This is a genomic window from Streptomyces sp. NPDC006235 (assembly GCF_040613735.1).
Classification (GTDB): domain Bacteria; phylum Actinomycetota; class Actinomycetes; order Streptomycetales; family Streptomycetaceae; genus Streptomyces.
The window spans coordinates 1-14,374 of the sequence record NZ_JBEXSR010000053.1; the positions used below are offsets into that span (position 1 = coordinate 1).

12 protein-coding genes and 1 pseudogene are annotated in these 14,374 nt (G+C 68.8%); 3 read left to right on the forward strand and 10 right to left on the reverse strand.

Translation table 11 applies throughout. From position 1 onward, the window contains the following. Positions 1–106: 106 nt before the first annotated feature. Together ABZ192_RS38295 and ABZ192_RS38300 are read right to left on the reverse strand one after the other, a co-directional pair. Positions 107–895 (reverse strand): annotated as a pseudogene (locus ABZ192_RS38295) (phosphoribosyltransferase domain-containing protein); the annotation flags it as partial. Between the two features lie 63 nt (positions 896–958). Then, a complete protein-coding gene (locus tag ABZ192_RS38300) occupies positions 959–2,125 on the reverse strand; it encodes an HpcH/HpaI aldolase/citrate lyase family protein (protein WP_356929076.1) in 1,167 nt (388 codons plus the stop codon). A 229-nt stretch (positions 2,126–2,354) separates the two neighbouring features. On the opposite strand from ABZ192_RS38300, the gene ABZ192_RS38305 reads away from it, so the two are divergent. Beyond that, positions 2,355–3,296 (forward strand): TerD family protein, encoded by a 942-nt coding sequence (locus ABZ192_RS38305; protein ID WP_356929077.1) that lies wholly within the window; start codon positions 2,355–2,357, stop codon positions 3,294–3,296. A 27-nt stretch (positions 3,297–3,323) separates the two neighbouring features. Here the strand turns inward: ABZ192_RS38305 and ABZ192_RS38310 are convergent, their stop codons facing one another. The 6 genes from ABZ192_RS38310 to ABZ192_RS38335 form a co-directional block, all read right to left on the reverse strand. Further along, entirely contained in the window at positions 3,324–4,061 is a 738-nt protein-coding gene (locus ABZ192_RS38310; protein ID WP_356929078.1) for a Tellurium resistance, read from the reverse strand. Positions 4,062–4,190: 129 nt separating this feature from the next. Beyond that, positions 4,191–5,336, reverse strand: coding sequence for a DUF475 domain-containing protein (locus ABZ192_RS38315; RefSeq protein ID WP_356929079.1), 1,146 nt, complete (start codon positions 5,334–5,336; stop codon positions 4,191–4,193). 125 nt (positions 5,337–5,461) lie between these two features. Beyond that, complete coding sequence (locus tag ABZ192_RS38320; RefSeq protein ID WP_356929080.1) at positions 5,462–6,037, reverse strand: TerD family protein; 576 nt, start codon at positions 6,035–6,037, stop codon at positions 5,462–5,464. A gap of 122 nt (positions 6,038–6,159) precedes the next feature. Then, positions 6,160–6,735, reverse strand: coding sequence for a calcium homeostasis/redox stress adaptation protein (locus ABZ192_RS38325; RefSeq protein WP_356929081.1), 576 nt, complete (start codon positions 6,733–6,735; stop codon positions 6,160–6,162). 147 nt (positions 6,736–6,882) lie between these two features. After that, positions 6,883–7,341: a peroxiredoxin gene (locus tag ABZ192_RS38330; protein WP_356929082.1), complete on the reverse strand. Its 459-nt coding sequence runs from the start codon at positions 7,339–7,341 to the stop codon at positions 6,883–6,885. 131 nt (positions 7,342–7,472) lie between these two features. Then, positions 7,473–7,910, reverse strand: a complete 438-nt coding sequence (locus ABZ192_RS38335; RefSeq protein ID WP_010048512.1) for a DUF3052 domain-containing protein — start codon at positions 7,908–7,910, stop codon at positions 7,473–7,475. Between the two features lie 458 nt (positions 7,911–8,368). Between ABZ192_RS38335 and aceE the strand changes: the two genes are divergently transcribed. Both aceE and ABZ192_RS38345 read left to right on the forward strand, forming a co-directional pair. Next, positions 8,369–11,116, forward strand: a complete 2,748-nt coding sequence (gene aceE, locus ABZ192_RS38340) for a pyruvate dehydrogenase (acetyl-transferring), homodimeric type (RefSeq protein ID WP_356929083.1) — start codon at positions 8,369–8,371, stop codon at positions 11,114–11,116. 82 nt (positions 11,117–11,198) lie between these two features. Continuing rightward, on the forward strand, positions 11,199–11,933 hold the full coding sequence (locus ABZ192_RS38345; protein WP_356929084.1) for a potassium channel family protein: 735 nt from the start codon (positions 11,199–11,201) through the stop codon (positions 11,931–11,933). Positions 11,934–12,130: 197 nt separating this feature from the next. Here ABZ192_RS38345 and ABZ192_RS38350 read toward each other — a convergent pair whose 3' ends face one another. Next, the gene (locus ABZ192_RS38350) at positions 12,131–12,442 is read right to left on the reverse strand and encodes a small hydrophobic protein (RefSeq protein ID WP_356929085.1); all 312 of its coding nucleotides are present in this window, start codon (positions 12,440–12,442) and stop codon (positions 12,131–12,133) included. A 235-nt stretch (positions 12,443–12,677) separates the two neighbouring features. Beyond that, positions 12,678–14,303 carry an MFS transporter gene (locus ABZ192_RS38355; RefSeq protein WP_356929086.1) on the reverse strand — a complete coding sequence of 542 codons (1,626 nt, stop codon included), beginning with the start codon at positions 14,301–14,303 and terminating at the stop codon, positions 12,678–12,680. Positions 14,304–14,374 lie beyond the last annotated feature (71 nt).

Below are 14,374 nucleotides of genomic sequence, written 5' to 3' on the forward strand. Positions count from 1 at the left end.
GCCGTCGGCGAGGACCTGGCCCGAGGCGTCGTCACACTTGATGTTGCTCGGCGCGGGGGCGTTGCCCCAGGGGCGCGGGGAACTGCGCGACCGGCCACGACGCTGCCGCAGACGACCGCTCACCTGACGCGGCACTCTCCGCCTCGTACCGCGCCACCAGCTCCTGCCCCTTCTCCAGCACCCCCTCGGGCAGCCGCACGGTCCCCGATGCCGCTGCCACGAGATCCACCCGCGCGCCGATCTCCCCGGCGAACTCCGCGAGGCGCCCCGCGTCGACCGCGGACCGCATGTCCACCAGCGCCACCACGACGTACCGCCGCCGCGGATACCGCTCATGAAGATCCCGGACGGTGTTCAGCACCGTGTTCCCCGTGGAGAACTCGTCGTCGACCAGGACCAGCGGCCCGTCGCCGGCCAGCAGGGCCGGATCCTCCGGCAGCAGCAGATGGGACGTGGCGTGGGAGTGGGACTCCTCGAAGCCACCTGCGCGGGCGACGCCGGCGACGGGGCGGCGGGTGGAGTGCAGGTAGGGGGCGAGGCCCAGACCGTCGGCGACTGAGTGGCCGAGGCCGGTCGCGGTCTCCGCGTAGCCGAGGACGACCGCGCGGCGGGCCTCGTCGGCGCCGAGCAGTTCACGCACCCGGCGGCCCAGTTCGAAGCCGTAGCCGTAGACCACGGACGGCGACTGCGGGACGTGCTTGCCGAGGACGTTCGACACCAGCAGGTGGGCCCGCTTGGGGTTGCGGCGCAGTGCCAGCCCGAGCAGGCCGGTCAGCCGGTCGTCGCCGATGAGCTCGACGCCGAGCCGCTCGGCGACCCAGCTGCCCGACCAGACACCGTCGCCATCGCCGTCGCGCACCTGGTCGCGCACCCCCACGTTCACTGCCTTCTCCATGAATTCCCTGCGTCGATGTCGCCGGTCTCCCCGGCGAGCCTGCGTTCCTCGGATGCCGTGCCTTCAGTCGAGCAGACCGGCCGCCAGCAGCTCCACGAAGCCGATGTCCTCGTTCGCCACGCCGAAAACCTCGGCACGCAACAGGGTCCGCTCGGCCCAGGCCCGATGCGGCTTCACCTCGTTCATCTTGTTCGTGTACGCCGACCTCAGCACACCCCCGCCGCCGCGCTCGGGGCGCAGGATGTCCTCGGCGTCCGAGAACTCCTCGTGGCTGACGACCGACAGGGCGTGCACGGGCAGCACGTGCGAGGGGTGGATGCAGGTCTTGCCCAGCAGTCCGTTGGCCTGGTCCAGGGAGATCTCCCTGAGCAGGCCGTCCATGGCGTGCTCAATCAGCTTCTCGCGCAGTTCCGCGGCCTGCACCTCAAGGAAGGGGCTCTGCCGCAGCTGCGGCTTGAACATGCGCTCCTGGACCCGGAAGTACTCCCACACCGGCCCGGTCACGGTGAAGCCGGTCCCGTCGGCGCGGCCCAGCATGTTCACCACGTCGGCGATCACGGAGGCGACGATCTGCACGTCGTAGGCCGTCATGTCGGGGCCTCTGCGCAGCCCGTACGAGGAGCAGAAGTCCGTCACGCCGAGGCGCAGGGCGAGGACGCGGTCGCGGTACTTGTCGACCGCCCGGAAGATGCCCTCCAGGGTCGCCACGCGCGACTCGCGGTAGAGCAGCTCCGGCGACTCCAGCACCGGCATGGCGAAAAGGCGACGGCCGCCTTCGGCCTCGGCTCTCGCCAGCGCCTCCAGGAAGGGGATGCCGCGTTCCTCGGTGAACTTCGGCAGTACGAATCCGGACAGCAGCCGGACGGCGGGCCCGAGGCGTCGCACCAGGTCCGGTATCTGCTCGGGTGCGCGGACCCGGATGAAGAGCAGCGGCAGGTCCGCGCCCGGGCGGTCGGCGAGGGCCGTGAGCTGGCGGACGAGGTTCTCCTCGCCCGGGCCGACCTCCGCGTCGTCGATCGAGTCCTCCAGGCACAGGACCATGGAGACCACGCCGCGACCGGCCTGCTTGAGGATGTCGTCGGCGAGGCGCGTCCGGGTGGCCGGGCTGTAGAGCGTGGCGCCGAGGGCGGCCGAGAGCAGCCAGGCCGGCGAATCCGCGGTGAACGTACACGGCTCGCGGTAGAAGAGACGCTTCCGAACCTCAGGGGCGATGTGCCCGAAATGCCGCATGGAACTCCCCCGTGGTGGTTGTGCGACCTGCGAATCGTCGAAAGCTGGCCGGTAATAGTACGTAGAAGTCCATGGCAGAGGTTCCCATCAGGCATGAATTTCAGGTAACGCGGGCAAGCACAGCCAGGCCCGGCCATGACGACGGTAGTCCCCGGGGGCCGTCGGCGCCGCTCGGGGCACCTCGGGCCCCGCGTTGTCGTGAGCAGGACCGAGAAGGCAGGATGACCGCATGACGCACGCGATGCTGAAGGGGTCGAACGTCCCGCTGGAAGCCACCACGGTGCGCGCCGTGCTGCGCTGGACACCCGGGCAGGGGGTTCCGGACGTCGACGCCTCCGCGCTGCTCCTCGGCCCCGACGGTCATGTGCGCTCCGACGAGGACTTCGTGTTCTACAACCAGCCCCGGCACCCTTCCGGGAAGGTGTGGCGGCTCGGCAAGAAGCGGGTCACCGAGGGCCTGACCGACACGATCCAGACAGATCTCGCCGGTGTCGAGGCGGGAGTCAGCCGGATTCTGCTGGTCGCTTCGGCGGACGGCGTCACGTTCGACCGCGTACGGGAACTGCGCATTCTGCTGTACGACGCGGCGGGCACCGGCGCGGAGGCTCTGGCGTACTTCGACGTCAAGCCGGAGACGGGCCAGGAGACCGCGCTGATCTGCGGTGAGCTGTACCGGCGCGGGGAGGGCTGGAAGTTCCGGGCGCTGGGCGAGGGCTATTCGAATGGGCTTCAGGGGCTCGCGACCGACTACGGCATCTCCGTGGACGAGTCGGAGGCGATGGAGGAGACGGACAGGCAGCCGGCGACCGCCGACCCGGCACAGCCCACGACCTCCGCCACGACCCAGCAGCCCCCGGCCACGACCCAGCAGCCCGCGACCGCGGCCCCGCCCGCCCCCGAGGTGTCCCGGCCGCTGCCGCCGGAGCAGCCGACCGTGGTGCCCCCGCAGCCCGCGTACGGCTATCCGCCCCAGCAGCCCCCGGCGACCCAGCCGGCGTACGGCTACCCGCAGCCCACCAGCCAGCCCGCCTACGGCTACCCGCAGGCACCGGCGACCGCGGGCGTCACGGGCGCGCAGTCCGGCTACGGCTACCCGGAGCCGGTCGCGGCCGCGGCCCCCGACCCGGACTTCCGCCTGCCCCCGCAGGGCCCGCAGTTCATCGGACGCTAGGCAGGGCCAGTCCTTGAGGGGGCTTGCCTAGCGCTCGACCTTCGTCTTGTAGCCCCGGCCCCACTGGAGCCCCCACCCGTACAACCGGTCCAGCTCGGCCTGGAAGCCGTAGACGAACTTCGCCTCGCGGCGCACGATGATCTCGTCCTTGACCTTTTCGATCATGACGACGGCGCAGGAGCGGGCCTGTGGCTGGCGTTCGTCGAGGTGGATCTCGATGCGGGGGCCGTTGCTCGGGTAGAGGGTGACGATGGCGTGGGCGCGGTCGAAGGCGGGTGTCGCGTCGTAGATGTAGACGAAGACCAGGAGCCGCTTGATGCTGTCGCGGTGGTCGAGGTTGATGTACATCGTCTCGCCGGACGCGGAGCCGAAGCGGTCGTCGCCGCTGAGCTTGACGTACGGCGCGGCGTTGACGTCGCCGAAGTAGCCGCCGAGGGGCTGGACGACGCCCTTGCTGCCGTCCTGCAGCTCGTACAGACAGCCCAGGTCGAGGTCGACGTTGACCACGCTCTGGCTGTGGCCGATGACCTCGGGCGGTTTGAGGGCCCTGAAGGGGTGCCGCAGCAGGCTCTCGCGCTGCGGGCCGCCGATGTCGGAGGTGCGCATCCGCCAGCTCAGGTTGACCCGGAGATGGCCGGTGGCCGCGCCCTGTTTGGTGAGTGATATCTGCGCGCGCCGCTTGGTCAGCTCGATCGCGTTGGTTGCCGCGTGCCCCGAGTCGAACTGCACATCGCGCCCACGCCGGAGTCCGTCGAACAGGCCCATTCCGCCCCCACGTTCCCTTGGTGACCGCGGGTCCTCGCCGTACCCGCGGCCCTTGACGACCGACGGGGCGGCCCCGAGGAGTCACCTCGGTGGCCGCCCCGCACAGAGCGTTCCTCACCCGGAGGGGTGTCACACCCCGGACGAGACCTCAGTCTTCTCGTCCGAGCCGGCATTGCCCTCGGCCGCCGCCAGTGCCCTGTTGCGGCGGACGGAGGACCAGAAGGACCAGGCGATCAGGATGACGCCGACCGAGCCGGTGATGAACTCGTTGATCTCGTACCGGATGGTGACGAGCAGGATCATGGCGAGCGCGCCGATCGCGTAGTGCGCGCCGTGCTCCAGGTAGACGTAGTCGTCGAGGGTGCCCTCGCGGACGAGGTAGACCGTGAGCGACCGGACGTACATGGCACCGATGCCGAGGCCGAGGGCCATCAGGACGATGTCGTTGGTGATGGCGAAGGCGCCGATGACGCCGTCGAAGGAGAAGGACGCGTCCAGGACCTCCAGGTAGAGGAACATGAAGAACGCGGCTTTACCGGCGACGACGACCGCGGAGCGCGGCTTGCCGGAGCGGGCGGCCTCTTCCTCCTGCTCGTGTTCGCGTTCCTCCTCCTCTTCGAGCTTGTCCTCGAAGTAGCCGGAGAGACCGCCGACGATCATGTAGGTGATCAGGCCGCCGATACCGGAGAGCAGAACCGTCTCCGCCTTGTCGACATGCGTGCCGCCGTGCTGGTGGGCGTGGGTCGCGAAGGTCATCGCCGAGATCAGCAGGACGATCAGCGCGATGCAGACCGACAGCATGTCGACCTTGCCGAGCTTGGCCAGCGGGCGCTCCAGCCACCCGAGCCACTTGATGTCCCGGTCCTCGAAGATGAAGTCCAGGAAGATCATCAGCAGGAACATACCGCCGAAGGCGGCGATCGCCGGGTGGGCGTCCGTCACGAGCTGCTGGTACTGGTCCTTGTCGGTGAGCGCGAGGTCGACGGCCTCGATCGGCCCGAGCTGTGCGCTGAGAGCGACGATCACGACGGGGAAGACCAGCCGCATGCCGAACACGGCGATCAGGATGCCGATCGTGAGGAAGATTTTCTGCCAGAAGGCACTCATCTTCTTCAGGATTCCGGCGTTGACCACCGCGTTGTCGAAGGACAGCGAGATCTCGAGGACGGACAGGATCGCTACGAGCCCGAGGGCGGCCCACCCTCCGTAGAGGACCGCTGCGACCAGGCCGAGCGCGGTGACCGCGAACGACCACCCGAAGGTTTTCAGAAGCACTGGCTACCCAATCGTGTGTGTACGGGTCTCTCCCGTGCCGTACCCGGCTTTACGAACTTTTGAAGCCGAAGTCTAGTCGGCCCCCCTCCGCACCCCACGGGGCCCCGGGTTTTGCTCATATCGCGTTACGTGACGTTGACCCCGAAGTCCAGTGCGATCCCCCGCAGTCCCGACGCGTACCCCTGCCCGACGGCCCTGAACTTCCATTCGCCCTGGTAGCGATAGACCTCACCGAAGATCATCGCGGTCTCGGTGGAGGCGTCCTCGCTGAGGTCGTAGCGGGCGAGTTCCTGGCCGTCCGCCTGGTTCACCACGCGGATGAAGGCATTGCTGACCTGGCCGAAGGTCTGGTTCCGCTCGTCGGCCATGTGGATGGAGACAGGAAAGACGATCTTGTCGCACTGGGGCGGCACCTTGGAGAGGTCGATCAGGAGCGACTCGTCGTCGCCGTCGCCCTCACCGGTGAGGTTGTCACCGGTGTGCTCCACGGAACCGTCCGGACTCTTGAGCTGGTTGTAGAACACGAACCACTCGTCCCCGAGCACGCGGCCGCCGCTGCACATCAGCGCGCTGGCGTCGAGGTCGAACGGGGCTCCGGTGGTGGAGCGCGCGTCCCAGCCGAGCCCGATCATCACCTGAGTGAGGTTCGGTGCGGCTTTGGACAGGGAGACGTTGCCCCCTTTGGCGAGCGTGACGCCCATGATGCTGTCCCTCCCCGGGTGGTGTTTCTCAGGGTGGTCCTGCACGTCCGGCGCCGCACGTAAACCGTGCGGCGCCGGACAGGAAGACCTGGGGGCCCTGTCGCCAGGGCCCGTCAGATGGCTCAGACGTTCACGCCGAAGTCCTGCGCGATGCCGCGCAGGCCCGAGGCGTAGCCCTGGCCGATGGCGCGGAACTTCCACTCCGCGCCGTGCCGGTAGAGCTCACCGAAGACCATGGCGGTCTCGGTGGAGGCGTCCTCGCTGAGGTCGTAGCGGGCGATCTCGGCGCCGCCGGCCTGGTTCACCACGCGGATGAACGCGTTGCGGACCTGGCCGAAGGACTGCTGGCGGGTCTCGGCGTCGTAGATGGAGACCGGGAAGACGATCTTCTCGACGTCGGCCGGGACCGTGGCCAGGTTGACCTTGATCTGCTCGTCGTCGCCCTCGCCCTCACCGGTGAGGTTGTCGCCGGTGTGCTCGACGGAGCCGTCGGGGCTCTTGAGGTTGTTGAAGAAGACGAAGTGCTGGTCGCTGGCGACCTTGCCGGAGTTGTTCAGCAGCAGCGCGCTGGCGTCCAGGTCGAAGTCGGTGCCGGTCGTGGTGCGGACGTCCCACCCCAGACCGACGATGACCGCGGTCAGGCCCGGCGCCTCCTTGGTCAGCGATACGTTGCCGCCCTTGCTGAGGCTGACTCCCACGAGTCCTCCATTGGTGTCCGGGGGCGGGATGCCCCGTTGTGCTCGGATGTCGGATCAACGAGTCGATCCTAGTGACGGGTTCCCGCCCCACGCAGGCCCTGAAGCCGACAATTCAGCGGGTGTCGAGCGCATGACGCCCGACCGGCGTCACAGGGTGTCGAGCGCCTTCACGTAGTCGTTCAGGTCGCGCGCGTCCGGCAGGCCGTTGACGACCGTCCAGCGCACGACGCCCTCCTTGTCGATGACGAAGGTGCCGCGCACGGCGCAGCCCTTGTCCTCGTCGAAGACGCCGTAGGCGCGCGAGACGTTGCCGTGCGGCCAGAAGTCCGACAGCAGCGGGTACTCCAGGCCCTCCTGCTCGGCGAAGACGCGCAGGGTGTGGATGGAGTCGTTGGAGACGGCGAGCAGCTGGGTGTCGCGGTCGGAGAACTGCGGCAGGTTGTCGCGCAGCGCGCACAGCTCACCCGTGCACACGCCGGTGAAGGCGAAGGGGTAGAAGAGCAGCACCACGTTCTTCCGACCGCGGAAGTCGGACAGCTTCACGCTCGCGCCGTGGTTGTCCTTGAGCTCGAAGTCGGGGGCCTTCTCGCCGACCTGGATCGCCATCGTTGTGGGTGTCCCTTCGTGGGGCTTCTCGAACGGGCCCCACCCTACGCAGGGACGGGCGCAGACCGGTGGGCGGGCCGACGATGCCGGCCCGCCCTTCCGAACGGCTGACGTGCGGACGTGCCGTACGGCTAACGCTTCGACTTGGCGGCTTTCGGCGTCGCCAGCCGGCTGCCGCTCCAGTCCTTGCCGACACTGACGCTCTTGGACGCCGTCAGACCCGCCGTGGTGGCGGCTTCCGAGATGTCGCTCGGCTCCACATAGCCCGAACGGCCGGTCTTCGGCGTGAGGAGCAGGATCGCACCGCCCTCTTCGATGTACGTGGTGGCATCGACCAGCGCATCCGTCAGGTCGCCGTCGTCGTCACGGAACCACAGCACAACGGCGTCGGCCACGTCGTCGTAGTCCTCGTCCACCAGGTCGCCCTCGACGATGCCCTCGATGGCCTCGCGGAGTTCCTGGTCCACGTCGTCGTCGTAGCCGATCTCCTGGACCACCTGCCCGGGCTGGAACCCCAGCCTGGCGGCAGGGTTCGTCCGCTCCTCCGCGTGGTCCGCGGTCGCGCTCACGGGTTGCCTCCTGATCATTTCTTGGGATGTCGGAACCCCCTGCTCCTGTGAGCTCGGGGGAATCTCAGCCACGCGCGTGCGCGAAGCATTGGCCGTAGTCCACACGGGCGGGGCGGATCGCGCAAGTACCCGGCCGTTCAGACCGCCGAAACGGTGACGATCCTGGCGGTGTCACCGCAACTCCAGGCACACCATCATGGCCCGAGGTGACGCACACCACACCTTTCTGCCCTGTTTGGGCGTTTGGGAATCGTCTGGGGGTACGAGACTCGAAGGTATTCACCCCATACGTCACGGGGCCGGTCCCACGCCCGGGTTACCGCTGGGTAGAGATGACGTTTACGGCCCCGAGGTGGACCATGGGGAGCGGCGCGGCCCTAGGGGCCCCTGAGCGACAACGCCCGGCGACGACAGCGAAACAGCGGCCCTCGCAGGCCCTCTGACAGGTAAGGAACAGCGTGGCTTCCGCATCCGATCGCAACCCGATCATCATTGGCGGCCTTCCGAGTCAGGTTCCTGACTTCGATCCCGAAGAGACGCAGGAGTGGCTCGACTCGCTCGACGCCGCTGTGGACGAGCGCGGCCGTGAGCGCGCCCGCTATCTGATGCTGCGGCTGATCGAGCGGGCCCGCGAGAAGCGCGTGGCCGTGCCGGAGATGCGCAGCACGGACTACGTCAACACCATCCCCACCAAGAGCGAGCCGTTCTTCCCGGGCAACGAGGAGATCGAGCGGAAGATCCTCAACGCGACCCGCTGGAACGCGGCGGTGATGGTCTCCCGGGCCCAGCGCCCCGGCATCGGCGTCGGCGGCCACATCGCCACGTTCGCGTCCTCCGCCTCCCTCTACGACGTCGGCTTCAACCACTTCTTCCGCGGCAAGGACGAGGGCGACGGCGGCGACCAGGTCTTCTTCCAGGGACACGCCTCGCCGGGCATCTACGCCCGCGCCTTCCTGCTGGACCGGCTCAGCGAGCAGCACCTGGACGGCTTCCGCCAGGAGAAGTCGAAGGCGCCCTACGGCCTGTCGTCGTACCCGCACCCCCGGCTCATGCCGGACTTCTGGGAGTTCCCGACGGTGTCGATGGGCCTCGGCCCGATCGGCGCGATCTACCAGGCGCGGATGAACCGCTACATGCACGCGCGCGGGATCGCCGACACCTCGAAGTCGCACGTGTGGGCGTTCCTCGGCGACGGCGAGATGGACGAGCCGGAGTCGCTGGGCCAGCTGTCCATCGCCGCCCGCGAGGGCCTGGACAACCTCACGTTCGTCGTCAACTGCAACCTCCAGCGCCTCGACGGACCGGTGCGCGGCAACGGGAAGATCATCCAGGAGCTGGAGTCGATCTTCCGCGGCGCCGGCTGGAACGTGATCAAGCTGGTCTGGGACCGCACCTGGGACCCGCTGCTCGCCCAGGACCGCGACGGCGTGCTGGTCAACAAGATGAACACCACGCCGGACGGACAGTTCCAGACGTACGCCACGGAGACCGGCGCGTACATCCGCGACCACTTCTTCGGCGACGACCACCGGCTGCGGGCGATGGTCGAGAACATGACCGACGACCAGATCCTGCACCTGGGCCGCGGCGGTCACGACCACCGGAAGATCTTCGCGGCGTACAAGGCGGCCGTGGAGCACAAGGGCCAGCCGACGGTGATCCTCGCCAAGACGATCAAGGGCTGGACGCTGGGCCCGAACTTCGAGGGCCGCAACGCCACGCACCAGATGAAGAAGCTGACGGTCGACGACCTCAAGCGCTTCCGCGACCGTCTGCACCTGCCGATCTCCGACAAGGAGCTGGAGTCCGGCGCCCCGCCGTACTACCACCCGGGCCCGGACTCGGAGGAGATCCAGTACATGCACGACCGCCGCAGGGGTCTCGGCGGTTACGTCCCCACGCGCGTCGTGCGGTCCAAGCCGCTGCCGCTGCCCGAGGACAAGACGTACGCGACCGTGAAGAAGGGCTCGGGCCAGCAGTCGATCGCCACGACGATGGCCTTCGTGCGCCTGCTCAAGGACCTCATGCGGGACAAGGAGATCGGCAAGCGGTTCGTGCTGATCGCGCCGGACGAGTACCGCACGTTCGGCATGGACTCGTTCTTCCCGAGCGCGAAGATCTACAACCCGCTCGGCCAGCAGTACGAGTCGGTCGACCGCGACCTGCTGCTCGCCTACAAGGAGGCGCCGAACGGCCAGATGCTGCACGACGGCATCTCGGAGGCGGGCTGCACGGCGTCCCTGATCGCCGCCGGCTCGGCCTACGCGACCCACGGCGAGCCGCTGATCCCCGTCTATGTCTTCTACTCGATGTTCGGTTTCCAGCGCACCGGCGACCAGTTCTGGCAGATGTCCGACCAGCTGGCGCGCGGCTTCGTCCTGGGCGCGACCGCCGGCCGGACGACGCTGACCGGTGAGGGCCTCCAGCACGCCGACGGTCACTCGCAGCTGCTGGCCTCCACGAACCCCGGCTGCGTGGCGTACGACCCGGCGTTCGGCTTCGAGATCGCGCACATCGTGAAGGACGGCCTGCGCCGGATGTACGGCGCCTCCGAGGAGCACCCGCACGGCGAGGACGTCTTCTACTACCTGACCGTCTACAACGAGCCGATCCAGCACCCGGCCGAGCCCGAGAACGTGGACGTCGAGGGCATCCTCAAGGGCGTCTACCGCTTCAGCGAGGGCACGGGCGGCTCGATCCCGGCGCAGATCATGGCGTCGGGTGTCGCGGTGCCGTGGGCGGTCGAGGCGCAGAAGATCCTCGCGGAGGAGTGGAACGTCAAGGCCGACGTCTGGTCGGCGACCTCCTGGAACGAGCTGCGGCGCGAGGCCGTGGCCTGCGAGGAGCACAACCTGCTGCACCCCGAGGAGGAGCAGCGGGTGCCGTACGTGACGCGGAAGCTGGCGGGCGCGGAGGGCCCGGTCGTGGCCGTGTCCGACTGGATGCGGTCGGTTCCGGACCAGATCGCGCGCTGGGTGCCGCAGACGTACCAGTCGCTCGGCGCGGACGGCTTCGGCTTCGCCGACACGCGGGGTGCGGCCCGCCGCTTCTTCCACATCGACGCGCAGTCGATCGTGGTGGGGGTGCTGACCGAGCTGGCCCGTGAGGGCAAGGTCGACCGGTCGGTGCTCAAGCAGGCCATCGACCGGTACCAGCTGCTCGACGTGTCGGCGGCCGACCCGGGGGTCGCGGGCGGCGACGCGTAACACGACGGGGTTGTCAAGGGGTGGTGAGCCTCACGGGTACACCGTGGGCACACCACCCCTTCACCTTTCCTACGATTCGGCCATGCAGCAGCAGTCGGCCCAACTCCGTTGGGAACAGCGCACACAGCGGCCCCTCTTCGGTCTGGCCCTGGCCTTCGCCGTCGCCTACGCCGTGCCGATCGTCCGGCCCGACGCGAGCCGGGACGTGGTGGAGGTGTGCACGGCCGTCGAGTGGGTGGTGTGGGGTGCGTTCGCGCTCGACTACGTCATACGGCTCGTGCTCGCCGAGCAGCGGCTGGTGTTCGTCCGGACACACTGGCTCGACCTGGGCGCGGTGTTGCTGCCGATGCTGCAGCCGATGCGGTTGCTGCGGCTGGTGTCGACGCTGCTGCTGGTCGGGCAGCGGGCGCGGATGGCCTCGCAGATAAGGCTCACGACGTATGTCGTCGGTGCGGTGGTCGGGCTGCTGATGTTCGGGTCGCTGGCGGTGCTGTCGGTGGAGCGGGACTCGCCGGACGGGAACATCCGGACGCTGGGTGATGCGGTGTGGTGGTCGTTCACGACGATGACGACCGTGGGGTACGGGGATCACGCGCCGACGACCGGGCTGGGGCGGATGCTCGCGGTCGGGCTGATGCTGTCCGGGATCGCCCTGCTGGGTGTGGTGACGGCGAACATCGCGGCGTGGTTCATCGCGCGGTTCGAGAAGGACGATATGGAGGAGCGGCGGCAGACGGAGGCGATACGGGAGCTGACGGAGGAGGTTCGGGCCTTGCGGGGGGAAGTGGCGGCGTTGAAGGGGACGCCTGTTGAGTGACGACCGTTGAGTGGGGCTCGGGGTTCGTGCCCGGGGCGGGTGGGTGCGCAGCCCGGCGGAGCGGGGTGCCGCTGCGCCCACCCGTGCCGCCCTTAGCGGCACGATTGCCCGCAGCTAAGCGGCTCGCGACCGCCCGCAGCTGGGCAAGAGAACAGCCTCCGGCTCAACCGCCGGAGGCCCTCCCCCACTTCCCCGGGTCAGAACAGCATGCCATTGCCCGGGGTTGCCGCTCCTGCCAGCCAGAGGATGGCCAGGAGCGTGTCGATAGCGCCCAATACCAGCGCGACCACGGCCGTGGCCGGGCGGGAGCCCGCCCACGTGCGGCCCATGGCGAGCCAGCCGCAGACGATCGCCACGGGGCCGAGGATGATCCCCAGCACGAAGAATCCGGCGACCGCGCAGATGACTCCGATGATTCCGAGCGTCGCGCGATCCGGCCCGGTCCGTGACCACGTCCGGCCACGTGAGCGGGGGTGCCTGCGCGTACCGTGTCCGAAGCTCGCCATCATCAACTCCCGTAAACCCTCAGTCGGTTGGGGTTCGGTTCGGGTACGACATGGCGAGTACCCCCGATGCGGGTCTCAATCCCGCTGCTTGCGCGCTGCCCCCCTCCGGCAGCGCGCCGCAGCGTCCGTCCTCCATGCCCTGCGGAGGACTTGACCCACTGTGACCTGCGATGCCCGCCGGAGGGGAGGGGTCGGCGGTTTTGTTCACCCGGATAGGCGAACACCCGGGATTCGACCGTCAGATGTGCGCGGCGCCCGCGCCGGCGCCCGCGTTCTCCCCGCGCTTCGTGAGGAACGCCACCAGCACCGCCACCACGGCGACACCGCAGGCGACGAGGGACGCCGCGCTCATGCCGGAGATGAACGTGTCGTGCGCGACGCCCGTGATCTTCGCGGCGATCGCGTCCGGCGTCCCCGGCGCCACCGGCGGGACACCGACCTGGACGGCCTCGGACGCCTGGTGCTCCTGCTCCGGCGTGAGCGGCGGGAGCCCCGCCTTCGTCCAGTTGCCCGTGAGGTCACTGTTGACCTTGGAGGCCATCACGGCGCCCAGCACGGCCGTACCGAGGCTGCCGCCGATCTGCATGGCGGCCTGCTGGAGACCGCCCGCGACGCCCGACAGCTCCATCGGGGCGTTGCCGACGATGACTTCGGTCGCGCCGACCATGACCGGGGCGAGGCCGAGGCCGAGCAGGGCGAACCAGAGCGACATGATGCCGCTGCCGGTGTCCGTCTCCAGCGTCGACATCCCGTACATGGCGATCGCGGTGAGCGCCATGCCGCCCGCGAGCGGGACGCGGGGGCCGAACTTGGTGATCATCGCGCCGGCGAGCGGCGAGCCGACGATCATCATGCCGGTGAGCGGCAGCAGGTGCAGACCGGCGTCGACCGGGCCCATGCCGTGCACGTTCTGGAGGTAGAACGTCACGAAGAACAAGCCGCCCATGAAGGCGATGGCCATCAGGACCATCAGCACGACGCCCGCGGACAGCGCCACGGAGCGGAACAGCGCGAGCGGGATCAGCGGCTCCTTCACCTTCGTCTCCCAGAAGGCGAACAGCGCGAAGCCCAGCACGGAGGCGCCGAGGAACGCCAGCGTCTTGGCGTCGCCCCAGCCCCACTCGGACGGCGGGGCCTTGATGAGCGCCCACACCAGGCAGAACACGGACGTGGACAGCAGGGCGATGCCCAGGATGTCGAAGGAGCGCGGGGCGTTCTCGGCGCGGTGGTCGAGGAGGATCCAGACGCCGAGGACGACGGCGAGGACACCGACCGGCACGTTGATGAAGAACACCGACTGCCAGTTGACGTGCTCGACGAGCACGCCGCCGAGGATCGGGCCGCCGGCGGTGGACGCGCCGATGACCATGCCCCAGATGCCGATCGCCATGTTCAGCTTCTCGGCCGGGAAGGTGGCCCGCAGCAGGCCGAGCGCGGCCGGCATCAGCAGCGCGCCGAAGAGGCCCTGAAGAACGCGGAAGGTGACGACCAGCGCGATGCTGTCGGACAGACCGATAGCCCCCGAGGCGGCGGCGAAGCCGACGACGCCGATGAGGAAGGTCTGCCGGTGACCGAAGCGGTCGCCGAGCTTGCCCGCGGTGATCAGGGAGACCGCGAGGGCGAGGAAGTATCCGTTGGTGATCCACTGGACCTGGGCGAAGCTGGCGCCCAGGTCCTTCTGTATCGCGGGGTTGGCTATGGCCACGATGGTGCCGTCGAGGGCCACCATCATGACCCCCACTGCGACGGTGATGAGGGTGAGCCAGGGGTGCCCTCGCAGCCCCTTGCCCGGCGTCGCGTCCGACGGCGTCGCCGGTGCCTTGCCCCCCGACCCCGTCGTGTCGATGGTGGTCTGACTAGTCATGCTTCGAGGCTAATGACAGCCACTGACAATTGACAAACCAATTCACAAGCCGGTAACTGACACGACACCCT

What these genes read in the sequence shown, in the direction of transcription:
- ABZ192_RS38300 (WP_356929076.1), bottom strand. Translation starts at nt 2,125, where the DNA reads ATGCGGCATTTCGGGCACATCGCCCCTGAGGTTCGGAAGCGTCTCTTC.
- ABZ192_RS38305 (WP_356929077.1), top strand. Translation starts at nt 2,355, where the DNA reads ATGACGCACGCGATGCTGAAGGGGTCGAACGTCCCGCTGGAAGCCACC.
- ABZ192_RS38310 (WP_356929078.1), bottom strand. Translation starts at nt 4,061, where the DNA reads ATGGGCCTGTTCGACGGACTCCGGCGTGGGCGCGATGTGCAGTTCGAC.
- ABZ192_RS38320 (WP_356929080.1), bottom strand. Translation starts at nt 6,037, where the DNA reads ATGGGCGTCACGCTCGCCAAAGGGGGCAACGTCTCCCTGTCCAAAGCC.
- ABZ192_RS38330 (WP_356929082.1), bottom strand. Translation starts at nt 7,341, where the DNA reads ATGGCGATCCAGGTCGGCGAGAAGGCCCCCGACTTCGAGCTCAAGGAC.
- ABZ192_RS38345 (WP_356929084.1), top strand. Translation starts at nt 11,199, where the DNA reads ATGCAGCAGCAGTCGGCCCAACTCCGTTGGGAACAGCGCACACAGCGG.
- ABZ192_RS38350 (WP_356929085.1), bottom strand. Translation starts at nt 12,442, where the DNA reads ATGATGGCGAGCTTCGGACACGGTACGCGCAGGCACCCCCGCTCACGT.
- ABZ192_RS38355 (WP_356929086.1), bottom strand. Translation starts at nt 14,303, where the DNA reads ATGACTAGTCAGACCACCATCGACACGACGGGGTCGGGGGGCAAGGCA.